The 26,970-nt window shown below is 43.7% G+C and carries 21 protein-coding genes; 13 read left to right on the top strand and 8 right to left on the bottom strand.

All coding sequences use genetic code 11. From position 1 onward, the window contains the following. The first annotated feature begins 88 nt into the window (after positions 1-88). The 4 genes from ACT6R0_RS14400 to dcm all read left to right on the top strand — a co-directional run bounded on the left by ACT6R0_RS14400 (position 89) and on the right by dcm (position 6,427). Positions 89-1,537, top strand: a complete 1,449-nt coding sequence (locus ACT6R0_RS14400) for a glyceraldehyde-3-phosphate dehydrogenase (RefSeq protein ID WP_444654094.1) — start codon at positions 89-91, stop codon at positions 1,535-1,537. Between the two features lie 391 nt (positions 1,538-1,928). Beyond that, positions 1,929-4,277 carry a WG repeat-containing protein gene (locus ACT6R0_RS14405; protein WP_444654092.1) on the top strand — a complete coding sequence of 783 codons (2,349 nt, stop codon included), beginning with the start codon at positions 1,929-1,931 and terminating at the stop codon, positions 4,275-4,277. Positions 4,278-4,492: 215 nt separating this feature from the next. Then, entirely contained in the window at positions 4,493-4,978 is a 486-nt protein-coding gene (locus ACT6R0_RS14410; RefSeq protein WP_444655955.1) for a very short patch repair endonuclease, read from the top strand. Positions 4,979-5,188: 210 nt separating this feature from the next. Then, a complete protein-coding gene (dcm, locus tag ACT6R0_RS14415) occupies positions 5,189-6,427 on the top strand; it encodes a DNA (cytosine-5-)-methyltransferase (protein ID WP_444654090.1) in 1,239 nt (412 codons plus the stop codon). Positions 6,428-6,521: 94 nt separating this feature from the next. Here dcm and ACT6R0_RS14420 read toward each other — a convergent pair whose 3' ends face one another. Continuing rightward, entirely contained in the window at positions 6,522-7,181 is a 660-nt protein-coding gene (locus tag ACT6R0_RS14420; protein WP_444654089.1) for a BglII/BstYI family type II restriction endonuclease, read from the bottom strand. Positions 7,182-7,540: 359 nt separating this feature from the next. Between ACT6R0_RS14420 and ACT6R0_RS14425 the strand changes: the two genes are divergently transcribed. The 4 genes from ACT6R0_RS14425 (at position 7,541) to ACT6R0_RS14440 (ending at position 10,668) form a co-directional block, all read left to right on the top strand. After that, positions 7,541-7,729: a type II toxin-antitoxin system HicA family toxin gene (locus tag ACT6R0_RS14425; protein WP_444654088.1), complete on the top strand. Its 189-nt coding sequence runs from the start codon at positions 7,541-7,543 to the stop codon at positions 7,727-7,729. 38 nt (positions 7,730-7,767) lie between these two features. Continuing rightward, a complete protein-coding gene (locus tag ACT6R0_RS14430) occupies positions 7,768-8,199 on the top strand; it encodes a type II toxin-antitoxin system HicB family antitoxin (RefSeq protein WP_444654087.1) in 432 nt (143 codons plus the stop codon). Between the two features lie 116 nt (positions 8,200-8,315). Continuing rightward, a complete protein-coding gene (locus ACT6R0_RS14435; protein ID WP_444654086.1) occupies positions 8,316-9,776 on the top strand; it encodes a hypothetical protein in 1,461 nt (486 codons plus the stop codon). 1 nt (position 9,777) lies between these two features. Beyond that, positions 9,778-10,668, top strand: a complete 891-nt coding sequence (locus tag ACT6R0_RS14440; RefSeq protein ID WP_444654085.1) for a DNA adenine methylase — start codon at positions 9,778-9,780, stop codon at positions 10,666-10,668. 341 nt (positions 10,669-11,009) lie between these two features. Here ACT6R0_RS14440 and ACT6R0_RS14445 read toward each other — a convergent pair whose 3' ends face one another. The 7 genes from ACT6R0_RS14445 to ACT6R0_RS14475 form a co-directional block, all read right to left on the bottom strand. After that, on the bottom strand, positions 11,010-13,280 hold the full coding sequence (locus ACT6R0_RS14445) for an aconitate hydratase (protein WP_444654084.1): 2,271 nt from the start codon (positions 13,278-13,280) through the stop codon (positions 11,010-11,012). A 278-nt stretch (positions 13,281-13,558) separates the two neighbouring features. Next, the gene (locus ACT6R0_RS14450; protein ID WP_444654083.1) at positions 13,559-13,945 is read right to left on the bottom strand and encodes a hypothetical protein; all 387 of its coding nucleotides are present in this window, start codon (positions 13,943-13,945) and stop codon (positions 13,559-13,561) included. 173 nt (positions 13,946-14,118) lie between these two features. Continuing rightward, the gene (locus ACT6R0_RS14455) at positions 14,119-15,072 is read right to left on the bottom strand and encodes an AAA family ATPase (protein ID WP_444654082.1); all 954 of its coding nucleotides are present in this window, start codon (positions 15,070-15,072) and stop codon (positions 14,119-14,121) included. A gap of 95 nt (positions 15,073-15,167) precedes the next feature. After that, positions 15,168-16,574 carry a peptidylprolyl isomerase gene (locus ACT6R0_RS14460; protein WP_444654081.1) on the bottom strand — a complete coding sequence of 469 codons (1,407 nt, stop codon included), beginning with the start codon at positions 16,572-16,574 and terminating at the stop codon, positions 15,168-15,170. After that, positions 16,558-17,409, bottom strand: coding sequence for a hypothetical protein (locus ACT6R0_RS14465; protein ID WP_444654080.1), 852 nt, complete (start codon positions 17,407-17,409; stop codon positions 16,558-16,560). The genes ACT6R0_RS14460 and ACT6R0_RS14465 overlap by 17 nt, the downstream gene beginning before the upstream one ends. Further along, on the bottom strand, positions 17,406-19,406 hold the full coding sequence (locus tag ACT6R0_RS14470) for a peptidylprolyl isomerase (protein ID WP_444654079.1): 2,001 nt from the start codon (positions 19,404-19,406) through the stop codon (positions 17,406-17,408). Before ACT6R0_RS14470 ends, ACT6R0_RS14465 begins: the two co-directional genes overlap by 4 nt. 338 nt (positions 19,407-19,744) lie before the next feature. Next, positions 19,745-21,334, bottom strand: a complete 1,590-nt coding sequence (locus tag ACT6R0_RS14475; protein ID WP_444654078.1) for a peptide chain release factor 3 — start codon at positions 21,332-21,334, stop codon at positions 19,745-19,747. Between the two features lie 174 nt (positions 21,335-21,508). Here ACT6R0_RS14475 and ACT6R0_RS14480 point away from each other — a divergent pair, with 174 nt between their 5' ends. The 5 genes from ACT6R0_RS14480 (at position 21,509) to ACT6R0_RS14500 (ending at position 26,886) form a co-directional block, all read left to right on the top strand. After that, positions 21,509-22,018, top strand: a complete 510-nt coding sequence (locus ACT6R0_RS14480) for a hypothetical protein (RefSeq protein WP_444654077.1) — start codon at positions 21,509-21,511, stop codon at positions 22,016-22,018. A gap of 197 nt (positions 22,019-22,215) precedes the next feature. Continuing rightward, positions 22,216-22,881: an EndoU domain-containing protein gene (locus tag ACT6R0_RS14485; RefSeq protein WP_444654076.1), complete on the top strand. Its 666-nt coding sequence runs from the start codon at positions 22,216-22,218 to the stop codon at positions 22,879-22,881. A gap of 283 nt (positions 22,882-23,164) precedes the next feature. Then, on the top strand, positions 23,165-24,115 hold the full coding sequence (locus ACT6R0_RS14490; protein ID WP_444654075.1) for a PorP/SprF family type IX secretion system membrane protein: 951 nt from the start codon (positions 23,165-23,167) through the stop codon (positions 24,113-24,115). A gap of 11 nt (positions 24,116-24,126) precedes the next feature. Continuing rightward, entirely contained in the window at positions 24,127-26,061 is a 1,935-nt protein-coding gene (locus tag ACT6R0_RS14495; protein WP_444654074.1) for an OmpA family protein, read from the top strand. 354 nt (positions 26,062-26,415) lie between these two features. Next, complete coding sequence (locus ACT6R0_RS14500; protein ID WP_444654073.1) at positions 26,416-26,886, top strand: hypothetical protein; 471 nt, start codon at positions 26,416-26,418, stop codon at positions 26,884-26,886. Positions 26,887-26,970: the final 84 nt, after the last annotated feature.

Genomic DNA, 26,970 nt, shown 5'->3' on the forward strand with positions numbered 1-26,970 from the left:
TAATTATAAAAATCTTAAAAAATCATTTTACGAAAACGTTTGAAATCTATACTTTTGCCACACGAACAACAAACTAAATCTTCCAAAGATGAACAACAATGTTTTATACGAAAAGGAACTTTCCTTCCAGGCCGACAGGCGCAGGGCAGGCGTTGAATTCATAAAGATCGTAAGCGACCTGTGGTACGACAAATCCATCGAGTTGGTGCTTTTCCGCAACCAGCTTATCGACCGCAGCGTGAGCGACATCATGAACCTGCACGAATACGCCGGCGAATTTGTACAAAAGCCCATCAATGTGTTCGATACCGTTGAGATCGCACGTGCCATAGAAGCCCTCGACCTTCCTCCTTCACGTATCGACATTGGCAAGCTTACTTATGAGTACCATCTTGAAGATGACAAATACAACGACGCCACCGCTTTCGTGATCGACAAGCTGAAAGGCGCACGCACTACCGAAAGCATACAGCCTAAGGACGTAGTGCTTTACGGTTTCGGACGCATCGGGAGGCTGTTGGCCCGCGAAATGATGTCGAAGATAGGCAAAGGCAACCAGCTGCGCCTCCGCGCTATCGTAGTTCGCGATAAGAACGATGCCACATTGCTTGAGAAGCGTGCTTCCCTGCTGCGCCACGACTCTATCCACGGCGACTTTGAAGGATCTGTGAGCGCCGACTTCGAGACCGGCTCGCTTATCATTAATGGCACTACAGTACACATCATCAGCGCCGCACAGCCTGAGGATATCGACTATACACAATATGGCATCAGCAACGCCCTGCTTATCGACAACACCGGCGCTTTCACTACCGAGGAGGCCCTGCGTCGCCACCTTGCCTCCAACGGTATTGAGAAAGTACTCCTTACTGCTCCGGGCAAAGGTGTTCCGAATATTGTTTATGGTGTGAACCACAACGAGCACAGCCCCGAGGAGGTAGATATCTACTCGGCTGCATCGTGCACGACCAATGCGATCACTCCTATCCTGAAAGCTGTTGAAGACACACTTGGCGTAGTGAAAGGCCACCTGGAGACCATCCATGCCTATACCAATGACCAGAACCTGGTTGACAATATGCACAAGAAATACCGCCGCGGCCGTGCTGCCGGACTTAACATGGTGATCACCGAAACAGGTGCCGGAAGCGCCGTTGCCAAAGCCCTGCCGTCACTGGCCGGAAAGCTTACCAGCAACGCCATCCGTGTACCGGTGCCGAACGGATCGCTTGTGGTGCTTAACCTTGAGGTGGAGCGCCCTACAACGGTAAACGAGATCAACGAGATCATGAAGCACTACGCCCTTGAAGGGGAGCTCGTGGAGCAGATCAAATACAGCATGAACAACGAGCTGGTATCGAGCGACATTGTGGGTACAGCCCAGCCGGCTATCTACGACAGCAACGCAACCATCGTGAGCGCCGATGGCAAGAACATCGTGCTTTACGTATGGTACGACAACGAATACGGCTACAGCCACCAGGTGATCCGCCTGGCAAAATACATAGCTAAAGTAAGGCGTTATACGTACTATTAATAGCTACCTAAACCGATCATTTTTACAGATCCGCACCTTGAAGGAGGTGCGGATCTTTTTTTTGTATGGACTTACCCAAGCAATTTTCCAACGATTTCATAGAAGATTTACCTTTATGACGCGGCTTCGACGTAATATTTTTTAGCGTTCAGGTAACAATTTTGCATTCCTGAGTTGGGCCTTACATATACTGAGTAAAAACACAAATAATCAACTTGGGACAACTAAGTTCAAATCCAGACTGGCACCATAAAGTATTAGTGCTCAACCTTTTTTTGAATCTTAGGAGAAATATGCCAATAGAACTCCCGTCAAATCATTACAACATTTCCTGTTAATTTATTATTTATTTTTATATTCGCAATTATCAATCCCTAGCCCACTATATAATATGAAAAGATTTACCATCGTATTGTTTATAGCTATTTTTTATAGTCCAACAATAAACGCACAGTACATTCCTGGTTATACCGAGTTCCAAAGTGGTGGAGTAGACACAATAAGGACGATGAATTCCGAAAAAAAAATAGGTTATACCAAATGGTGGGCGCTTAATAATAATGTCCTTACACCATTGATCCCATATCGTTTTGATTGGGCCGAACATTTTTATCAGGGACTTGCAACAGTAAAAACTAATGGCAAATATGGCGTTATAGACCATAGCGGAAATGCTGTTGTTCCCGAAAAATATGATTTTATTACCGACTATTCCGAAGGTTTTGCGGTGGTAATTGACAAGGGCAAATACGGCCTGTTGGACAGGACAGGCAAGTTGGTGGTGCCAATTGAATATGATTTCATCAACAGGCTCATCTCCAAAAAGCAGACACTGAGCGCAGTAAAGAACGGCAAATGGGGACTTATAACAGCTCAGAACAAAGTGGTGGTGCCTTTTGAATACACGTACAGTAAACTTGACGAAACGGGTTCGTTCCTCGGATTGGACGCCAATCTTAAATACTACAATTTCAGCCCGGTGGGTACGCCGCTCGTACTTGAAAACATGAAGATGTTTACTGAGATCGCACCCGGCATTTATGAAGTCAAGAACTCAGAAGGAATGACCGGGATCCTAAATGAAAAGATGGAAATACTACTTCCGTTCGAAAAGCAGTCGCTTAACACACTCTCCACAAAAAGCACAATGGTAGTAGTGCGCCAAAAAAAGCTCTACGGACTTTACAATTACGCGCTCAAAAAATTTGTGCTCCCAATTGAAAGCCAGGGCATATCCGGCAATGACGATGCCACGATATTTACAGTAACAGAAAAAAGGAGTACCGAAGAGGAAGATGGTATTTACCGCTTTTATGATGCCAAAGGCAACCAGCTTTTTAACCGTACATTTCAGGATGCTTCTTCGTTTGACGGTGAAATAAGTGGTATCGCACAGGTTAAATACGATGACCGATGGCAGTATATAGACACTACCGGAAAGCCACTCCTTCCAATAGGAACGTACAGTGAAAGGGACATAAGCATCGAAGACAGGGCTGAAGGCATCATTTCCGCGAGGGGTGAAAATGGGTATGGCGTCATTAATTCAAAAGGAAAAGTATTGATCCCGTTTGAATATTATTCGTCTGTAAATGACAATCCATTCGGATTTTGGCAAAGCACAACCTATTATCGCGTTTACAAGGATGAAAAGGTTGCATTGATCAAAAAGGACGGAAAAATAGAGTTTCCATTTGGAAAATATGAAGAAATATCAATCGAACATACCGAACCGATAAAAGGTTCTTATTTTGAATATGCTTTCTTAAAAAAAGGCAATGGCAAATGGGGCGCGATTGATCTTGCGACCAAAGAACAGATACTGCCGTTTGAATATGACCTCGGTGGTGCGCAACTGAATTCATCAAAATCAAATTCAGAATATGTAGTGTACATCAGGGGCGTAAAGAAAGGGAATTCAATGGACGGCCTTTATATCGTCAAAGACAAAAAGTTGTACCTGTCGAAAGATTTTGATTACATACAGTATTACGCCGGCGCCAAGGGTTTCCACATTGCCGAAAACTGCGGTATGATGTGCCCCTCTAACGGAATTGCAGACAATAGCGGGAAAGCAGTTACCGACAGGGCCTACAGTACAGTATTAGATCAGTGGGATTGTTTTTTTGTGCAGCGGGGCAACAAAGTTGGTTTTCTCGATGGTAATGGAAATGAAGTCATCCCGGTCACGTTTGATGTCCGCACAGACGCTAACGGAAATGGTCTGCTCGACTTCTACCATGATGGCTACGCTTCCTTAAAAAAAGGCAACCGGACGTACCTTGTTGCTAAAGGCGGAAAGATAATCAATACAGACAAACTCAATATGCCGGCAGATGCTACCTATGATATGGGCCAGTTCGGTAAAACAAAAGTTATGGCGGGGTATACCGAAAATACAATGAAATTCCTACTTAACAATGAGGTGTATGAAGCGGGCGCCAACCTGACCTTGATGGCAGAACGCGTGGCGGTTCCCCAAAAATATACTTATGCTACTTTTACCTTTTATGGCGGGCTTATCGCCGCGAAGAAAAATGGGTTATACGGTTTTCTTGATCATGATGGCAACGAGGTCATTCCGTTTGTATACAAAATGGCAAGTGAGTTCACTCCCTATGGATATGCCTACGTGAAAAAGGACAGTGAGGCTTATATAATTGACAGGTATGGCAACCGTATGCCGATGATGGATGTACAAGTTGGCCTCTTTAACGAAAATGAACGGAAGAACAAATAAAAAAGGCGTTCGTTCGGTGGAATCGCCGGGAATCGAACTTTCGAGAAACAGACAATAGATTTATAGGAGCAAAATCAAACTGAATCGATATGTCTTTCTTCACGAAGCACTAAAAAGCAATAGCTCGAAGCTATGCATTCCCAATATCTGATCCACACAACTGCATCACAGGCATACTTTTTGCCCTATAGCTCCTATACAAAGCAGCTATGACGATGAAGAAAGAGAGAACGTATATCAGGGATGGCCGGGCGCCTGTTCCGGTAAATGAAGTGACGTCGCGGGTAATGAGCGCGATAAAGGCCAAGAACACCAAGCCGGAGCTCGTATTGCGGAAAGCGCTTTGGAACAACGGCCTGAGGGGCTACCGCCTGCACTGGAAAAAAGTCCCGGGCAAGCCGGACATCGTTTTTGCCGGTAGGAAGCTGGCCATATTCATCAACGGCTGTTTTTGGCACCGGTGCCCGCATTGCAAGCCACGCCTGCCTAAGACCAACCTTGATTTTTGGGAGGCCAAGTTCCATAAAAATACAGAACGGGATACGAAAAAGATCGCCGACCTGGCAGCCTTTGGGTGGGAAAGCATGACCTTTTGGGAATGCCAGCTCAAAGACCCGCAACAAAGTGTGGAAGTCATAAGGGAGGCGTTGAAGGAGAGGAATGTCGAAAAAATTAACCACATAGAGACATTGTGTTCATAGTCTTTATAATAGCTGACGGATATATACTACCATATAGATGAAGTGTAGCTTCAGGCTCCTGTGCTCTCCGGGTGAAATTAATAAATGTATTTTAGGCCTATGTACCTATGTGGTTAAATATTGCTTTCTGATACATTATTTATTATTGACTACACGAAAACAACACAAGGTTAAACCTTATATTTGCATAAATGTAGCATTGCAATTCATATGATCAGGACAATTGAACTATTTGCCGGTGTAGGCGGTTTCAGGGTTGGTTTGGAGCGGATAAACAAAAAGCTGGGCAGTGCGGCCTACAAGGTCGCCTGGAGTAATCAGTGGGAACCTTCGACCAAAACCCAGCACGCCTCCCTGATCTATGAGAGCTTATGGGGAAAAGACGATCATTGCAATAAAAGCATTGAAGAAGTTGACGTAAAGGACATCCCCGACCATGACCTGCTCGTGGGCGGTTTCCCTTGCCAGGACTACTCTGTTGCTACCACCCTGAAAAACTCAAAAGGGCTTTTAGGGAAAAAGGGCGTACTATGGTGGTCCATCCACAGGATATTAAGCGAAAAGAAAAAGAAACCGAAATACCTTTTCCTCGAAAATGTCGACCGGCTGCTAAAATCACCCAGCAACCAAAGAGGACGGGATTTTGCCGTGATGCTCAAATGTCTCGACGAATTGGGCTATGCCGTAGAATGGCGGGTCATTAATGCCTCCGACTATGGTTTTCCGCAGAGAAGGCGAAGGGTCTTTTTCCTGGGCTACCACAAAACATCCGACCTGTACAAAAAACTAAAGTCCAACCCATTAAGCGACTGGGCTCTTAGCGATGGCATATTGGCAGAGTCGTTACCTGTTTCGGCAACCGTAAGCCAGGAGAACATCCTCACCATTGAGGGCGACCTGCAGCACATAAGCGATACCTTTGGGAAAGGCAGGACCGTTTCTCAATTCATGAATACCGGCATCATGCTCGACGGGCAGATATATACTGCAAAGACAATACCCCAATATGAGGGCTACAAGACGGTGCTGAAAGACATACTGATCGACGACAAGGACGTCCCGAAAGAATTTTACATCGATGAGCAGGACATAGATAAATGGTCCTATCTTAAAGGTGCGAAAAAGGAGGTCAGGAAAACAAGCAACGGATATGAATACAACTATGCCGAAGGGTCAATGATCTTCCCGGACCCCCTGACCGAACCCTCAAGGACTATCATCACGGGTGAAGGCGGCAAGTCACCGTCGAGGTTCAAGCACATCATCCCGACCAATAAAGGCCTCAGGAGATTAACGCCGCTGGAACTGGAGCGGCTCAACATGTTCCCGGACAACCACACCCAACTGGAAGGCATAAGCGATACGAAAAGGGCTTTCCTCATGGGTAATGCCCTGGTTATCGGTATTGTCGAAAGGGTTGGCGAAGTACTGGCAAAACGTATCAGCTAACTTTTTAGCCATTCCCACACGGATAAGGTTCCCGAGGCGTAACACCAGATTTATGGGTTGTTCAGCTTTGAATACTTCAGTTACTTGCTTAAGATCAGATCCAGTCGCCATCAGTAAGAAGTCCCGGTTCTCTCATCACGACACGGCCTACCTTTTTCCTTGGAGCCAATTGGAATTGCTCTATCCGGAACGTCTCCGGGGCTTTCAGTCCGATAATGAAGATCGGGACCGTCAGGATGTTATTCAGCGGCGGCAAAAACTCGATGTATCGCTCATACGTCCCAATGGCGCCGTCAAATCCACCCGCACGCTTCAATTCTTCCGTCGCTGCTATGATCAGCCCTATCTTCGTCTGTATGGCTTTTTGCACGTGGTTCAGCTCACTGGCCAAAACCGGCTTGAGGAGGTTCCAGGCTACGACCGACCCATGATTGAACGCAACCTCTACAGATACATCCTGCTTTGCAAAATCCAGCCGCCAGGTGTCCCCCTGGTAGTCGGGATCCCGAAAAATAGAAGACTCGCCATGCCAGCCCGCCGCCAAAAACCGTTCCTGCAACAAATGGTTGATGGCCCGCGACAGGCTCTTAGGCAGGAATTCTTCCGAAACCGTACCGTAAGACTGATGCCGTGCAATGAGGTCGTCATCAGTGATGTCAACGATGATCTGGATGATCTCCTCAAATTGCTCCCGGAACTCCGGCTCCTGAAAGATCACTTCCGCATGGCGGAACGAATGGTTGATAAAGTTCATCCTGCTTGTTTTATTTAGGAAATGTAGGTGTTATTGGCGGGAAATGCAAGGGGGATTTTGGAGCAGGAAGGTTTGGCTTTTTTGGAAGCGTCTTTCCCGCTATCGCCTTTATCTCTCCGCTGCGCTACGAGGATACCGGCTCTATCGGGGCTAAGGGGAGGGGGGGTTGAGACGGAATGTTTCGGACCCTACATAAAGGTTACAAGAAATTTTAAAAATAATTATAACAAATTTGTTATTATAACATTTTTGTTATATGTTTGCACTGTGGAATTAAAGGAAGGAAATCGTTGTAGATAAGCCAACATGCTTTACCTCAAAAACGATTAATTGAATTACTAACCTTTAAAACCACAATTATGGCAAAAGTCAACGAAGTGCTGAAGCGCTTAACAGATGACGGTTGGTATTTGTACAGGCATGGCGCAAATCATGACCTATACAGACATCCTTCCAAGCCGGGTCAGATTCCGGTTCCCAGACATGGGGCCAAAGAGATGGCCAAGGGTACTCTAAAAAGTATCTTGGGAAAAGCAGGGCTTTTATAGCCCTGCGGCCTTCCCGCTTTAACTCTAAATCTTAGAAAATGAAAAGTCGTGGTGTAATCACTGTAATTGTCGAAAAAACAGGTACTGGTTTTTCAGCATACGCTAATGAAATTGAAGGACTAACAACTGTTGGGGAAAGCATAGGGGAATTGAAATCCAATTTCAACGAAGTCTTTTATGAACATATAGAATATTTGAGAGAAATAGAAGAATTAACAGACGATACAAATAATTTTGATATAAATTATGTGATAGATTTATCACAGTTTTTTGAATATTTTTCTGTTTTGAATAAATCTGCTTTTGCAGAACATTATGTTAAAATGAATGCAAGTTTATTTAGACAATATACAAAAGGATTAGCTCCACTTTCTAGCGAAAAATTACAAAAAATCTCAGATGGATTAAAATCATTAGCGGATGAAATTAACAATTTAAATTTTAGTATTTCTTCATTACCTAATAATTAATAAATAGCTACTTTATTCAATTATTAAATAAATACTAATGAATTATCTTTTTTTTAACTTTTAATTTTGTTTGTCATTTTTTTTTAACTTTCTTTAGCGTACAAAATAAAATTAGTATGGCTAAAAATTTAACATTAGATGCTACAAAATTAAGTTTAGATTTAAAAAATTATAGAACTGTACCACAGACGACAGAAGAGGATGCAATCAAAGCGATGATTGCTATATCTCCTGATCGTTTTTTCGCTGTTATGGATAGTGTAGTTGATGATGGGTACACTCCTACTGAAAATATAATAATTTTGGACGATTCAGGTAAGCGAATTGTCAAGGAAGGAAATAGACGTATTGCTTGTCTAAAACTTATTCAAGGTCAATATCCATTAAGTAATTTTAATACAATTCCTTCTTCAATCGTGGATAAGATAGCCAACTTAAATAAGGTTTGGAAAAAACAAAATTTAAATGTCCCATGTATTGTATTTGACAAATCTGAAGAAGCCCAATGTGATAGGGTTGTTTCACTAACGCATGGAAAAGGCGAAAAGGCCAATAGAGAAAAATGGAGTTCAGTCGCTACAGCAAGGCATAATAGAGATGTTAACGGAGTTTCTGAACCAGGTTTAAATTTGCTTGAACATTATTTAAAAGTGGGTAACAATCTTACGAACCAACAAAAAGAGCGTTGGGCAGGAAATTACCCATTGACCGTTCTAAACGAAGCTATCCGTTTGCTATATCCACGTTTAGGTTACAGTAATGCAAATGATCTTGTTAAAAAATACCCCTCTATAGTTAACTTGGCGGGAATTGAGGACCTATTGCGAGACATTGGCTTGGAGCAAGTTACATTTAAGATTATGCGAGATGCAAATACAGATTTTGCATTAAATTACAATATTGCTCCAATAACGCCTCCGGCGCCTATCCAAAACCCTACTCAAACACCTACTCCAACGCCTACTCCCGTTGCTACAGGCGCTAATCCAATTCCTTCGCAATCATCTGGAAGTGGCGGTTCTCCATCATCTCAATCAGGAAGTTCAACTCCATCCTCCACAGGTCAATCCCCTACACTATCTACTCAACCTTTGCCGCCAGCACCACCAGCATACGCACTGAATGATCCAAAAAGGGTTACAGCCATGTTAAAAGCATTTAATCCAAAGGGAAATCGTGCCAAAGTTGTTACTTTGCGCGACGAAATAAAAACACTTAAATTAAAGAACAATCCTATCGCATTCTGTTTTATTTTGAGGAGCATGTTTGAGATTTCAGCAAAGTCATATTGTAATGATAATTCAATTATAACTACTAAACAAAAAAAAGGAAATACTGTAGAAAAATCTCTAGTTGAGTTATTAACAGATGTCACAAATCATCTTACTAACAATAACAAAAACACTTCTGTCGTAAAAGTTTTACATGGATCACTAACTCAGTTAGCTAAATCCGATGGTCTGTTATCAGTTACATCGATGAATAGTTTGGTACATAATCCATCATTTTCTGTAAGCGATAAAGATGTTGCACTATTGTTCGGACAAGTTTATCCACTTTTAGAATATATGAATTAATATGGGTCAATTTAAAACACCATTGAGATATCCGGGAGGTAAGCAAAGAGTTACACCTTTTATAAATGAAATTCTTTTAGAAAATAATATTGATGGCCATTATTGTGAACCGTATGCTGGCGGGGCAGGAGTTGCTCTAGAGCTACTTTTAACTAAAAAAGTATCCCACATCCACCTTAATGACTGTGACTATGGTATCTATTCTTTTTGGTATTCTGTGTTAAACCATACCGAAGAATTATGTGCTATGATAGGGAGTGCCTCTTTAACGGTAGAAGAATGGAGACGTAGACAAAAAATTGTCAAAGATTGTGATAAGACAAATATACTTGAATTGGGTTTTAGTATTTTTTACTTGAATAGATGTAATCGTTCGGGTGTATTATCAGGAGGATTGATAGGTGGCCTTGAGCAAAAAGGAAATTATAAAATGGATGCTAGATTTTCTCGGAATGATTTGATACGCCGTATTGAAACTATAGCTCTATTTAAAGATAATATCACTATAACGAATTTTGATGCAGAAATATATATTGAAAATTATATACCAAACCTGCCAGTAAATACACTTATTTATCTTGACCCGCCTTATTACGACAAAGGCAGTTTGCTCTATCTAAATGCATATAAGAAAGGTGATCATGCAAGGTTGTCTGATACAATTCAGTCCAAAGTAAACCATAAATGGGTTTTATCTTATGATGGTGTTACAGACATTATTGATTTATATAAACAACGTAGACATTTTTTATATGATTTACAATATTCTGCAGCAAAAGTTTATAAGGGAAAAGAAATCTTTATTTTTTGCGATAGTTTGACAATACCTATCGTCTCATCATTATTAAATATTAATGCTGGCATTGAAAGCCTAATTGAAACTCAAAATTAATTTTTAAAATAATTCTTACGATAAAACCGAAACACAATATCCTCCAAATCTACTACGTAGATTTGGAGGATATTGTGTAGCATTTACAACTACCAAACACCTAGCCCCGATAGAGCCGATATCCTGCCGTAGCTTGTGGAGGCAGATAAAGGCGATAGCGGGAACGACGTATAGCAATTGTACCAAGCTCCGGCGCTTCTAATTAGTATTCAACACAGTCGCAGTTTTGAATGTCTATCATTCCCAAGGAAAGATTGCTTCGTCGTTCCTCCTCGCAATGACAGAATAAAAAAACTCCCCGACTTTCATCGGGGAGTTCTCATATAAAAACTAAAAATTATTTACGCTGTTGCGCTGGCTGCTGCAATAAGGTTCAGTGCCGAGCCTGCTACGAACCAGCCGATCTGGCCTTCGTTGTAGCTATGGTTCACAAGGATGGTTTCCTTAGTGCCGTTATCGTGGATCACTTCAAGGGTAAGCTGCCTGTTCGGCGCGAACTCTTTAAGATCGATAAAGTTAAAGGTATCGTTCTCCTGTATCTTGTCGTAGTCGGCCTCGTTGGCAAAGGTAAGCGCCAGCATCCCCTGCTTTTTAAGGTTGGTCTCGTGGATACGTGCGAACGATTTTACCAGTACGGCCCTTACGCCAAGGTGGCGTGGCTCCATGGCGGCATGCTCACGCGACGAACCTTCGCCGTAGTTGTGGTCGCCCACCACTATGCTTGGTACGCCTGCTGCTTTGTACGCACGTGCCGTTGCGGGTACCGCTTCGTATTCGCCCGTAAGCTGGTTCTTAACATTATTGGTCTTTTGGTTATAGGCGTTTACCGCGCCGATAAGCATGTTGTTCGAAATATTGTCCAGGTGGCCACGGAAACGCAGCCATGGACCCGCCATAGAGATATGGTCGGTAGTACACTTACCAAATGCCTTGATAAGCAGTTTGGCACCCATGATGTTCTCGCCATCCCACGGTTGGAACGGAGCCAAAAGCTCAAGGCGCTCAGATGTTGGGCTAACCACGACCTGCACTTTAGAGCCATCCTCGGCCGGAGCCTGGTAGCCCGGATCTTCGGCGTCAAAGCCTTTAGGAGGCAGCTCGTTACCTGTCGGCTCGTCCAGCATTACCTCTTCGCCATTCTCATTGATCAGCTTGTCGGTAAGTGGGTTAAAGCCAAGGTCGCCCGCAATGGCCAGCGCCGTTACAAGCTCCGGAGAACCAACGAACGCAAGTGTGTTAGGGTTACCGTCGGCACGCTTGGAGAAGTTACGATTAAAGGAGTGCACGATGGTGTTGCGCTCTTCCTTCTCTGCACCTTCCCTGTCCCACATACCGATGCACGGTCCGCAGGCATTGGCAAATACAGTAGCACCGATCTTATCGAACGTATCGATAAAGCCGTCGCGCTCTATAGTGTAGCGCACCACTTCCGATCCCGGGGTAATGGTGAACTGTGCTTTGGTCTTAAGGTTTTTCTCAGCTACCTGCTTGGCAAGCGATGCCGAACGCGCGATATCCTCATAAGATGAGTTGGTACACGACCCGATAAGGCCAACCTGTACCTGCAAAGGCCAGTCGTTCTTAAGGGCTTCTTCCTTCATTTTAGAGATCGGCGTAGCAAGGTCCGGCGTGAAGGGCCCGTTAAGGTGCGGCTCCAGCTCAGAAAGGTTGATCTCGATCACCTGGTCAAAATACTCGTGCGGATTGGCATATACTTCGTCGTCACCTGTAAGGTAAGCGGCTACTGCATTGGCAGCATCGGCTACATCCGCACGGTTGGTGGCACGCAGGTAGCGGTCCATCGAATCGTCATAACCGAATGTAGAGGTCGTAGCGCCTACCTCGGCACCCATGTTACAAATGGTACCTTTACCGGTACATGACATATTCTTCGCGCCTTCGCCAAAATATTCTATTACAGCACCCGTACCGCCTTTTACGGTAAGGATACCTGCTACTTTAAGGATAACATCTTTAGGCGCTGTCCATCCTGATAGTTTTCCTGTCAGGTGTACGCCTATCAGTTTCGGGAATTTTAGTTCCCATGCCATGCCGCTCATTACGTCAACAGCATCAGCGCCACCAACACCAATGGCAAGCATACCAAGGCCGCCGGCATTCACAGTGTGGGAGTCGGTACCGATCATCATACCGCCCGGGAACGCATAGTTCTCAAGCACTACCTGGTGGATGATACCCGCACCCGGTTTCCAGAACCCGATGCCGTATTTGTTCGATATGGAAGAAAGGAAGTCGAAAACCTCGTTGCTTTGCTCTTTGGCACGCTTAAGGTCGGTTTTCGCGTCTACTTTAGCCTGTATAAGGTGGTCGCAATGCACGGTAGTCGGTACGGCAACTTTAGCCTTACCCGCATGCATGAACTGAAGGAGTGCCATCTGTGCGGTGGCATCCTGGCAGGCTACCCTATCCGGTGCGAAGTCCACATAGTCTTTACCCCTTGTAAATGTTTTGGATGGCGTTCCTTCCCACAGGTGGGAATATAAAATCTTTTCAGATAGCGTAAGCGGGCGCCCAACAAGCTCTCGTGCTTTGTCTACGCGCTCGGCCATGTTCGCATACGCCTTTTTGATCATTTCAATATCAAAAGCCATAGTAAGTATATTTGTTCGTTTGTAAAAGTCCGTAAATTTACGTAAACCTTTAGCAATTAAAAAATTTTTATTGTTTCTTTAGTTTCAGGGAATTATTATTTTTAAACATTCTATTTTACTGAATAAACCATAACAGATTTAAGAAATAGGGTCAAATTTTTAGGAATTCGTAAAATTTTGATTTTATATTGCCAAATTACAAACAAACACCTTAAAAAATAAAAAAAGCCACACTCCGATATATCACGAAGGTGGCTGTTAAGCTCTTATTTTAAGATCTAGTACGTTACTGTAAGTACGCTTTCTTCGTCATAATTCTCCTTTTCAGTTGCAAAACGGTACACCATCATACCTGCCATTAGCAAACCGGAACCGAAGATCGCCCATCCCACGAATTGCATCTTTAGTGCCTCTGCAGAAAGCTCACCAAATTGGGCGACTTCTGAGTTAGTAGCCAGTATCATGTAGGCCGAAATAAGCCCGAGTACCGCACCGTAAGTAATGCCGAGGATACGGTTTTTGTAAAACAACTGGAGGAACAAAAGCCAAACCAACAGTAGCGCGATGTAGTTGATAACGCCGCCGATAAAATAATTTTCAGCAGCCCAGAAAATCCCTAAACCCATAAAATAGATCTCGGGGATGAATTTTAGTATCTTTTTCATAATGTTTTTTAGTTGCGTGATAAATATATAACTAATCATTTAAAACTTTTATTGCACAGCACATAATTTTTTCCACTTATTATTAACAATACAACAACTGTACCATAACAAACAATGAAAAATCCTTACTCTAAAGTTAACGAATTAACTCGCCGTCAAATGGTAAGGAAATGCTAAAAAAGTTTTTTGATGATCATCTCCTCGGTGATACCCTCTGCATCAGCCTTGTAGTTTTTAATGATCCTGTGCCTTAGTATACCCGTAGCCACCGCCTGGACGTCCTCAATGTCGGGAGAGAACTTTCCATTAAGCGCAGCATGGGTCTTGGCAGCAAGTATCAGGTTTTGGGACGCCCTCGGGCCGGCTCCCCAATCGAGGTAATTATTTACATAGTCTGTAGCCAGAGGATTGCCCGGCCTGGTTTTGCCAACCAGTGTTACCGCATACTCAATGACGTTATCAGCCACCGGTATCCTCCTTATCAGGTGCTGAAAATCGGTTATTTCCTGCGCAGTGAACAACGGTCTGATGGTCTCGCTGCGGTCGCCGGTCGTGCTCTTTACCACCTGCACCTCCTCTGCAAAAGTGGGATAATCCAGCTTGATAGCGAACATAAAACGGTCCAGCTGTGCTTCGGGTAAAGGATAGGTTCCCTCCTGCTCGATCGGGTTTTGGGTAGCAAGGACAAAGTACGGGAGTGATAGTTTGTGGTGATGGCCGGCAATGGTCACAGCCTTTTCCTGCATTGCCTCCAGCAGGGCGGCCTGTGTTTTTGGCGGCGTACGGTTGATCTCGTCAGCAAGGATGATGTTTGAGAATATGGGGCCCTTTATGAATTTGAACTGCCTGTTCTCATCAAGTATCTCGCTTCCCAGGATATCACTCGGCATAAGGTCCGGGGTGAACTGGATACGCTTAAAGTCAAGTCCCAGTGCCTGTGAGATGGTGTTTACCATAAGTGTTTTTGCTAATCCGGGAACACCCACCAAAAGGGCATGCCCCCCTGCAAAGATGCTCAGCACGATCTGGCCTACCACTTCCTCCTGCCCTACTATTATTTTCGAGATCTCCTGCTTAAGTTCTTTTTGCCTTGCGACCAGATTTTGAATAGCTGCTACGTCTGACATAGTGTTTTATTGGATAAATTAAAGCTAAGGGGTTTCCTTAGCTTCAAACTTAATAAATATTTTGAGAGTTCACCTATACCTACCCGATAATAACCTTATTTTTTTATCCAATTGTTCACAAACGGAAAATTCTGGTACTCGGGGCTTATTTTGATATAGGTATCTTTTATTTTCTGGTCGCTCCATTTCGCGATCGCTTTCTTTTGCTTCTCCCTCAGGGCAAGCTCTTTGATCCTTGTATAATCTTTCGCGTAGTCAGCTGTGTGCTGGTCATACCTGTTCGCTACGGTATACAGCTTATATGTTTTTTCGCCACGCTGCCCTTCTACTAATATGGGCTGCGATACCTCGCCATCCTTCAGGCTTTCCACGTCACCATAGATCTCCGGTGGCAGTTTGGTCAGCTCAAAGCGGGTCTCCAGTGTCCTTGGGTTCATCAGGAGCCCACCACTGTTGCGTGTTTCTTTATCTTCTGACTCCGAACGTGCGGCATCAGCAAACGTAATGGCGCCGCTCACAATGCGTTCCCTTATTTTCTCTATCTTTTCTTTTGCCTTCTTTACAGATTCCTGTGTAACTTTTGGCGACATCAATATATGCCTCACATCAAGGTCCTGACCGCGTATCTTTTCCACATATATGATATGAAAACCATATTCTGTCTCAAATGGTTCTGATATCTGACCTTCATCCGTACTAAAGGCCGCGTCTTTAAATTCCTTTACCAATGGCGACTTCCGATTCACTTTGATAAAACCGCCACTTGGTACTGACGCTTTATCTTCTGAATACAAAACTGCCTTACTGTAAAAACTTGAGCCGTCCAACACTTCTTTTTTTATCTGCTTTAGCCGGTCTATGACGATCTGCTTTTCAGCTTGAGAGACTTCGGGCTTTACTACGATTTGCGCTACTTCCATCTCGGCACCAAATACAGGAAGGTCTTCTTTCTTAAACTGTGCGAAATACTGCCTTACTTCTTCAGGTGTGATCTCTACGTCCTCCATTATTTTTTTCTGCATCTGCTCAGTAAGCTTCTGGTTCTTTATCAGTTCTGTAAGCTCTGCCTTAAAGGTCTCAATATTCTTCTTCTTGAAATATTTAACCATTTTATCTTCCGAACCTATCTGCTCCACAAAAAAGTCGATCTGTTTGTTCATCGTCTCATTCACCTCAGCATCGGTCACAATGATACTATCCTGGATCGCATGGTGCGCGTACAGTTTATCCTCCATAAGTTTGCCCAGCAGTTCGCCGCGCGGAATGTCTTTAACCGGCATGTTCTGTGCCTGCATCTCGCGGTACATAAGGTCTATATCCGACTCCAACACTACAAAATCACCCACTACTGCCACTACACCATCTACCTTACTCCTCCCTTTCGGGATCGACGGCTTTATGGTATCCTTTGGCTGTTCCGGTATTATTTCCTGCGCCTGGGCTGTTATCCCCATGATCGCAAAAACAATGAACAGTGCCAGCCTGTTACTTATAAACCTCATACTTCTTGTCTTTGATCGCATCATCCGTTATATCTTTTTCGAACTTTTTTATTAACTCCAGCTTCCTGTTATTTATTATCAATTGCTCCAGCGTAGGCCTTATATATTCAAAAGGCGCTACCTGGTTCTTGTCTATTACCCGCGATACTTTTACCAAATATACATCCGTAGAATCCGGATATTGGTAGCTGACCCCGCTGCTGATGTACTTGTCCCTGTTATCAGGAGTAATGAACGGCAGCTTGCTGTATACCTGGTTCATCTCTACCCAGGTAGTATCATTAAAGGCATAGCTTTTAAATTGTATCGCCATGTCATTTAACGCTTTCAGGTCTTTTTTATTGCCACTGCCAAATTTACTTCTTACAACAGCAAACTTCGGGTGCTCCTTATCCATTCGTATATACCTGAGCCTTACCAATGTTCCCGTTGTCCTGAAATTGTCCTTGTTGGCATTATAATATTTCACGACTTCGTCCTGTGTCACCACTGTATCAACGTTGCTTTTTACCAAATCCTCAATATAGGCCTTAGTGTAAAGGTCTACTTTATACTGCCGGACCAGCTCATCATATTCCGACTGCTTTTCCTTGCTAAGGTTTACCTGCGCGCCGCTGTACAGCAGCTTTTGCGAAGCCCAGCGGTCAATATAGCTTTTTACGATGGCAATGCTGTCTTCTTTGGAAGTACCCGGAGGTACGATACCCTTCAGGTCGTCCTTGTACAAATAAGCATCACCTACCCTTGCCACTGCCTGCGGCTTTTGTCCTGCACCCCCGTCACTGCAGGAAAGGGCAGCAAGCGCTACTAATGACAGCAGGCCCTGTTTTATCATTTTTGGTTAACCTCTTTCTTTACTTTTTCAAACGTATCCTGGTTCACCTTAATGGCGAATTCCTTTTTAAGCTCACTTACCCAATTGGCCTCCAGGTACTGCTGATAATCATTGATCACACGTCCTTTGGCCTCATCAAGTGTTTTTGCCCCGGCCGGCAGCACCTTGCTTATCTTTACCACATAGTAATAGTTACCTTCATGGATAATGTCAGAGATGCCCGTTTTCCAAGCCGCCTGTTTTGGCAATGCATCACTGCCCTGCTCAAAAGTACCCGACTTCTCAATGATATTCACCTTCTTATCCACATTCAGCTTCTCCTTTATAAAGGCAGCATCCTTGCCCTGCACCAAAAAGTCTTTTGCCTGCTTTAGCATCTTCTCGTCTGTCGAAGAATATACATCAGCTTCCACCCTGTCTTTCCACTGATAGTTAGCCTTGTTCATATCATAGAATTTCTGCAGGCCTATGGTATCGTTCTTTGCTTTCTCCCAAATTTCTTTTTCCATAAGGTCAAAAAGCAGCAACCCATCGCGGTACTCTTCCATTACAATGGCAAACTCCGGGAACTCCTTCTCAAGGTTGTCGTTATAATAAACGTTCAGCTGATCATCAGTAAAGGCATCGAACATCACATCAGCAAGCCTTGAAACAGGCTTAACCGTAGGAACTTCCCTTAGTTGGCCTGATATATATTCCAGGAATGTTCTAGCATCCACTTTCCTGTCATTATTGATGACCAATACGGTTTTTGCCTTATAAGTCTCAAGGTTCGCAGGAAGTTTCCATCCTCCTGTATAAATACTGTCGGTTATCGCTTTTACTGCGAATTCATATCCGGCATTATCTTTTTTAACAGTGTATTTTTTCTTAAGCTTTTTGGTAAGCGATTCTGTAATAAGCTTAGAGCGGTCATCCCTGCGTATCCTGTTCTCAAAATCAGGCTGTACTTCTTCCAGTGTCTTCATTGGGTGTTTCTCGATTAGCTTCACTATGTGCCAGCCAAAAGCGCTCTCGAACGGCTGTGAAAGCTCACCCGCTTTCTTTAGGCCGAAAGCATTGTCTTCAAAGACCGTAGAGCTCAATTCGCCTGAGCTGAACCTGTTGAGCTGCCCGCCGCCTGCCGCGGTCGACTTATCCTGCGAGAATTGCTTTGCCAGTGCGGCAAAGTCCTCTCCCTGCTGTAATTTTTGGTAAATTTCGTTGATCGTGGTCTTTGCCTTTGCTGCCTCTTCAGGGTTATCCTTCTTCGGCTTCATGATCATGATATGCGCGACCGTAATGTCACCCCTGTTATCCCTTACCTCATTTACCTTGATAAGGTGGTAGCCAAAACGGGTCCTTACCGGCTGCGACACTTGTCCTTTTGGGGTATTATAAGCGCCCGACTCAAACGGGTACACCATCCTGAAAACGCTAAAATAGCCCAGGTTGCCGTTATTTTCCTTTGCAGAAGGATCTTCGGAATACTGCACTGCCAGCTTGCCAAAGTCCTCTCCTGCCATGATCTTTTTACGAACGTCCATTGCCTTATTATATGCTTTTAGCGTATCGGCAGGCGATGCATTCTCGTCAGCAAGGAAAAGTATGTGCGATGCATTTATCTCTTTTCGTGAGCGCTGGAAGGCCTCATCAATAAGCGCCTTGGTCACTTTGCTGTCGGTAAGGTAATTTTTAGAGAGCTGTGTGCGATAGCTTTTTAGTTCACCCTGGTATTTTTTTCCGTCCTGCAGCCCCAGTTTGTTGGCTTTGTTCACTTTTAGTTTGTAGCCAATGAACAGGTCCAGGTAATTGTCAAGGTCTTTTTGGGAATCGTCTTTTACAAGGTCGAGGTTTTTGTTGTAAACCCTTATGAATTCGTCCGTATAATAAGGCTTATCATTGATGGTGAAAAGGACTTCTTTTTTATTATCACCCGAAGTTCCTTTTGAAGATTTGCACCCCGTAACAGCCACAGCCGTAAGCAACAGGCCTGTAAGAACATGTTTTAATTTCATTATAACTGCAATTTATAATATAGTACCGTTAGTAAACGCATCGTCAGCCCAAAAAGTATACCCACTTTTTGCGACCAACAAAAGTAACAATTCACGAACATTAAACAAGGATATATTTTCAATTATAGGGTATTATTCAATTTTATTGTCTATATTTATATGTACGAAAAAAGTATCCGCCCTATAATCCGATCCGCTATGAAGAATATCTTTACTTTCCTTGCTGCCATCAGCCTGCTACTTGCCGGCCCCGGACATGAAACGGACGACTCCTTTTATTAGTGTAACCCATTAAAGATAAAAAGCCCAAAGGTGCGGAACCTTTGGGCTTTTTGTTGTTAATCAAATTCCGAAGTGAAGAACAGCTTAACGCTCGGGTATTTGGATTGCGTCATTTGGACGGAGAATTCAGAATCGGCAAGGAATACCAGTTGCCCGAATTTATCTTTTGCCAAAAACTTTTGCTTGATACGCTTGAATTCGGCGAACTCTTCGTTCTTAGGGTCGTCCGGCTTCACCCAGCAGGCTTTGTAGGCGGGGAAATTTTCATACGAACATTTCGCACCATATTCATGCTCCAGGCGGTACTGTATCACTTCGTACTGAAGCGCGCCCACAGTACCTATCACCTTACGGCCGTTCATTTCTAGAGTAAAGAGCTGTGCCACACCTTCGTCCATCAGCTGGTCGACACCTTTTTCGAGCTGCTTGGCCTTCATCGGGTCGGCATTGTTTATGTAACGGAAATGCTCCGGTGAGAAGCTCGGGATTCCCTTAAAGCTCATATTCTCGCCCTCGGTCAAGGTATCGCCGATCTTGAAGTTGCCCGTATCGTGCAGGCCGACGATATCGCCGGGGTACGAAACATCCACGATCTCTTTCTTCTCTGCGAAGAACGCATTGGGGCTGGAGAATTTAAGGTTCTTATTATGGCGTACGTGCAGGTACGGCTTGTTGCGCTCGAACTTGCCCGACACGATCTTCACGAACGCGATGCGGTCGCGGTGCTTCGGGTCCATGTTGGCGTGTATCTTGAATACGAAGCCCGCAAACTTATCCTCATACGGGTCAACAGTCCGGGAGTCGCTGTCCTTTGGCCTTGGCGAAGGCGCGATCTCGATGAAGCAGTCCAACAGTTCGCGCACCCCAAAGTTGTTTAAGGCCGAACCGAAGAATACCGGTTGCAGTTTGCCATCAAGGTAGGCCTGGCGGTCAAATGCCGGGTACACTTCGTCGATCAATTCCAACTCCTCGCGCAGCTGCTTTGCCGGCTTGGCGCCGATAATATTGTCGAGCTCCGGGTTGCTGACATCCGAAAATGCTATAGTTTCCTCAATGTTCTTACGGCTGTCGCCGCTAAAGAGGTTGATGTTCTTTTCCCAGATGTTGTAGATGCCCTGGAAATCGTAGCCCATGCCGATGGGGAAGCTGAGCGGGGTAACAGTAAGGCCGAGCTTTTGCTCCACCTCGTCCATAAGGTCGAAAGCATCTTTACCCTCACGGTCGAGCTTATTAATGAAAACCAGCATCGGGATGTTGCGCATACGGCACACCTGTACGAGTTTTTCGGTTTGTTCCTCGACACCTTTTGCCACGTCGATCACTACGATAACGCTGTCTACCGCGGTAAGGGTTCGGAAGGTATCCTCGGCAAAGTCCTTGTGGCCGGGCGTATCGAGGATGTTGATCTTTTTGTCCTTGTAATTGAAAGCAAGCACCGATGTCGCCACCGAGATTCCCCTTTGGCGCTCGATCTCCATGAAGTCGGACGTTGCGCCCTTCTTGATCTTGTTGCTCTTTACGGCGCCGGCTTCCTGTATCGCGCCCCCAAAAAGGAGCAGCTTTTCGGTTAGCGTGGTCTTACCCGCATCGGGGTGGGATATAATGCCGAAGGTGCGCCTTCTTTCAATTTCCTCTGTAAAGTTCATGGGTATGCTTTTTATAAAACCGTGCAAAAATAGGGTTTATATTTTGGAAAACATAGTTTTGGGGAAATTGGGTATATTTGGGGAGTTATTCTTCTATATAATTTTTTACTTAGAATATATTAGCAATATTAACTAATTTGCTAAATGTAAAACAATAAATTTAACTATCTAAAAATGAAAAAAACTATTACGATTTTTGTTATATCAATTTTACTGTTGTCTTGTGGATCATCAGCTATAAAAACATCCTTGTTAAAACCGATTTCTGTCGAAAATGTAGGTAATAAAATAAATATAGAATATATAGCCGAAATTGGTGAAAATATGGCAGAAACCGTTTATGGATCATATTTTGATGCAATTAGAATTATTAAAGGAGCAAAATCAGATAAATATTATTTCGATGGCGAATTGAAACAGGGAGAAACCTTGGTAAAATTTTTTGATAGTAAGGATTATTACATATATGTTTGTCCAGCTATGTCGTGTCAGATAGGCGTGGCAATAGCAAAAAGTAATGGAGAAGCAAAAATGTACTATCAAAATGGTTATTCCAAATCTGTAATGAATTTCAAAGAGCCAATACAATTTGAAAAGACAAATTATCTCAATGTTAGTGACGAGTATCTCAAGCAAGAGTTTGTATATAATGGAAAAGTCGGGAGTAGCATAATTTATGTATAGAGAATATAAAAACGACATGGCTAGACCAGCTTTTACACAAGATTTACAGTATGATTTGTCTGAAAGTAATATTATCGGGGTTTAAATCTTTACGAGTAGAAATTATTAAAGCTACAAACATAGATATCCAATATAAAATCTTAAAAAGCTTATAATTTAAGCTAAGATATTAGGACAAAATAACATCTCAAAAAATTATGCCAGTATGCTACTACGTTATTAAGAATAGGTATGTAAAAAATAATTTATCACCAAAGCCAATTTATGGTATAATAACAAGAAAAACTTCAGAACCAGTCGTAATTGCCGATTCCGAAAATTTCGAAGGCCCATTTCTGAATTTAGATATTTTAAAGAAGCATTCCCGTTTGATAAATGAACTTAAAAGAAATGATGTAAAACAATATATCAAAATCATTAAGCCTGACAGTTTCATTAATTCGGAGTACATAATTAAAATTCCAAAAGGTAAAGAGTACGATTTTGATTTTATTGATTTATTTGAACACGGCACCAAAGGTGGCGTTAAAGCTTCAAAAAGTCAAGGAGGTCATTTTTACTTACCAAATAATATTAGAATAATCGAAACATTAAAAGTTGATTGTAAAGGTGTTGTTGAGGCTAAGATATCTATACGAAATCAAAACACGGGTCAATGGATAATTAAAGAAAAAGAAACTACTCTATTTCCATTATCATGGGATTTTCAAAAATATTTTACGGAGTGTGAATTTACTTTAAACAATAAAATTAAAATTGGGGAATACAAATATTCTTCAACAACTAGTTGTGGTATTCCCGTAGAAATAATCGTGAAGGGAGATAAATTGAAAAGTATATACCCCCTACTAACGTTGAGCTGATAATCTGAATGAGAAAGTAATCTGTTACAATCCCTCGCGCTGGTGCGAGCGTCACGCTCTTACGCCAACTATTTAAATATTTCAGGTAAAAGATTGCTTCGTCGTGCCTCCTCGCAAGGACTCAAACGTGCTACGTGTGTTACAAACCCTTCAAAGAAAAATCAGTGTAAATCCGCCCGATCCGCGTCATCCGCGTTCCCTTTACAACTTTACCCTCAATATTTTCCCACATATCCCTGAAAACACTATTTTTACAGCTACAGTTTTTAATTGCTAAGAAAAAGTGTACCAACCAACAAACTCCAACCACCTGATAACGAAGCTGGCGCGATGGCTGCCGGTACTCCTTATATTTAATATAATGCAGCTGCAGGCCCAGCAAGATCCGCAGTATACGCAGTACATGTACAATACCCTCACCGTGAATCCCGGCTATACGGGCTCGACCGGCAATCTCGAAGCTACCTTGCAGCACCGCACGCAGTGGGTAGGTATAGACGGCGCGCCACAAACACAGGCGTTTACCATTCACGCACCCATGCTGGCGGATAACGTCGGGCTGGGGCTGAGCGTGGTCAACGACAGGCTGGGGCCATCCAACGAGACTTTTGTCAACGGTAATTTCTCCTATACCGTGCCGCTGGGCGTGGATACCAAACTTGCTTTCGGACTTCGTGCCGGTGCCAGGATGCTGAACATCGACTGGTCCAAAGGGCGGTACTACCAGGAGGGGGACCCGCTCCTTAATACAAACATCAATAATAAGATAAACCCTACCACAGGATCGGGGATCTATGTATACGACGAGAAATGGTACGCGGGTGTTTCGGTGCCGAATTTCCTGAGATCGGATTATTATAATGACATACAGGAGGCCACAGTACAGGACCGATTGCATTATTACGTGATGGGCGGCTATGTGTTCGACCTTACAGAAGACCTGAAATTCAAGCCGGCCGTGCTGGGCAAGATCGTGTCGGGTTCGCCGCTCATCGTTGATGCCTCTGCGAATTTCCTTATTCAAAATGTCGTGACGCTGGGTGCCTCCTATCGCTGGGACGACTCGGTGAGCGCACTGGCCGGTTTCCAGATCACAAAGAGCATCTTCGCGGGGTATTCCTATGACTACTCCGTTACCGAACTGAACAAGTATAACAACGGCTCGCATGAGATAATCCTCAGGTTCCAGCTCGTTCCGAATGGTTCGCGCATCAAGTCGCCACGGTTTTTCTAATAATGCAGATCATGAAAAGAACACTATTCTTACTGGCTTTCCTTTTTTGCATGACACAGGGCTTTGCGCAAAAGCTACTGAAAGCCGACCGCAAATATGCTGCCTTCGAATATACCGAAGCCGCAAAATTATATGAAGGATATTTGGCAGATGCCAAAAAACCGAAACCCGAGGTAGTTGCCAAAGCTGCCGACTCCTATTATTACATCAACAACATGGGCAGTGCGCTGCGGTGGTACTCCAAACTCTACGAACTGCAAGGAGACAAGATGACCGACAGGCACTTCCACCGCTACCTTTTGGCCCTGCGTGCCGAAGAGAAATATGAAGTGGCCGATGAACTCCAGTTCAGCCGGATGGATGCAAAGGGCGACATGAACGGCATACGCCGGATGATGCACCAAAAAGCGAATTTCTTCGATTATAAGAATGGGCTTACCAACCACGCAAAATATAATGTCACCAACCTGGCGGTAAATTCCAACAAAGCCGATTTTGGTGTGGCATGGTATGGTGACAAGGTCGTGTATGCCTCGAGCCGTGATACCGTAGGTAAAAAGATGTATTCCTGGAACGACCAGCCTTATCTTGTGTTATATGAGGCAAAAAGCGATACCGCCACAGGTGCTTTTTCTAAAGACAAAAAGTTCTTGCAGAAAGGCCAGACCACGTACCACAATGCCGCGGCTACCTTTTCGCCCGACCTGAAAACGGTATACTTCAGCGTGAACAATGTAAAGAAAGGCAACAAGCTGGTGGACGACGAAAAAGGCACGAATAACATACAGATCGTAAAAGGCACCATAAAAGGCGATAAGCTCGAAAAGCAGGAGAAGCTGCCATTTTGCAGTGAGGAGTATTCGGTGGGGCATCCCGCGCTGACTGCTGACGGAAAGTATATGTTCTTCGTGTCGGACATGCCGGGCGGGTTAGGAGAAACTGATATTTATTATGTGGAGATCTACAGTGACGGTACGTTTGGCACACCTGTAAATGCCGGGCCGGATATCAATACTATCGGGCGCGAAATGTTCCCGTTCATGCACGGCGATATTTTATATTTTTCTTCTGATGCGCACTACGGCCTTGGTGGATTGGATGTGCTCTCTACTAACATTGGAAAGGAAATGGAGTTTTCCGTTCCGCTAAATATGGGTACGCCAATAAACAGCAATGGTGACGATTTTGCTTTCATCATCAATGATAAGAATACCTCGGGGTACCTGTCATCTAACCGGAAAGGCGGTAAGGGCGATGACGATATTTATTTCTTTAAGAAAGAAAAACAAAAGCCCTGCACCTATACCATTTACGGGACTGTTCGAAATAAAAAAGATGGCCTGCCACTGGCAAATGCACAGGTAAGTGGTCTTTCGGGCGATTCGGAATATAATGCTGTTACCGGTCCTGACGGCAAGTACAGCCTCACAGCTTCTTGCAGCCTGAAGCTCCATCTTAAAGCTACGCTCGAGGGATATTCCAATGATGAGAAGGACGTGGAGACCGGTAAAGTAACCGGCGAGCTAAAGAATATAGATTTTGTTTTAGCCAGGTACGAAGAGCTCGTGCGCATTGAAGATAACGTCGAAAAGATCGATATCAACCCTATTTACTTTGACTTCGACCAATACTACGTTACCCCACAGGGTGCGGCCGAATTGGACAAGGTAGTGTATGTGATGCAACACTTCCCTGATATTATCATCAAGATAGAATCGCATACTGACTCGAGGGGCAAGGACGACTACAACATGCGCTTGTCTGACGACAGGGCGAAATCGACTTTCAGCTATATCATGGCGAAAGGCATCGACCCCAAGCGCATCGAGAGTGTCCATGGTTATGGTGAATCCCGCCTTCGCAATAAGTGCAGCAATGATGTGGAATGTACCGAAGAGGAACACCAGCTAAACCGCCGCAGTGATTTTATCATCGTGAAACAATAACTGTACGTATCAAACTGCCATTAAAAATATTCACGCTCTTATACTAAACTGGAGCGTGAACATTTTTATTTTATATCCTTAAATCGCTACTGATATGGATAATTTGAAGTGGCATATACATCGCATCATTAATACACTAACTGGCATAAATTTTCTTTCATTTTTTGAAAAGTCGCGAAAATTCTATACAACATCTACCTATACATATTTGTGGATTTACATAAATATTTGATTTTTAATACGCTATAAAATCGCTGTCTATACTTTATCTATGCACGATTTGGGAGGAATTTTAAGAATTATTTAACAAATAATGTTATCTTGACACCTCCAAAATACGCCTGAATAACCCGCATGAAATACATTATTATCAAGGGATCTAAAAGTTCCGGAAAAACAGCAACTGTAAGAGACATTTGCAAACGGCTGAACCCTTCTACTGTAAAACAGCTTAGCTTTGACGCATCCGGAAAGCCGGTATTGCGCCCGATGGCGATAACCGATCTTGATAAGGACAATTACATCTTAAAAGTAAAGAAAAGGATAATACTTATTGTAGCCTGTGCCCCCACAGAGCAGCGCAAAAAAATATCAGATATCGTTGCGGCTATCCACAGCCTTGGCATTTTTCCCGAGATGGCGATCATAGCCATGTGCGGAATTGAAAAACTTAAGGATTTCGCTACCGCCAAAGAACTCGAAAAGTTTGGTGAATGCATACATGAAACAAAAATATGGAGGATACCCTCCAACCAATACCATAAAACTGAAGAATGGGATACCAGGATATCCAGCCTTACTAGTCTTGCCCTCAAAAACATGTAGAGGATATCCTTGAAAAGAAGGCCCTGCCATAGCGGGGCCTTTTTAGCTGCAAATAATGAATAGAAAAAGGGCTCCGTGTAGGGA

The organism is Flavobacterium sp., from assembly GCF_052437795.1.
In the GTDB taxonomy this organism is placed as follows: domain Bacteria; phylum Bacteroidota; class Bacteroidia; order Flavobacteriales; family Flavobacteriaceae; genus Flavobacterium.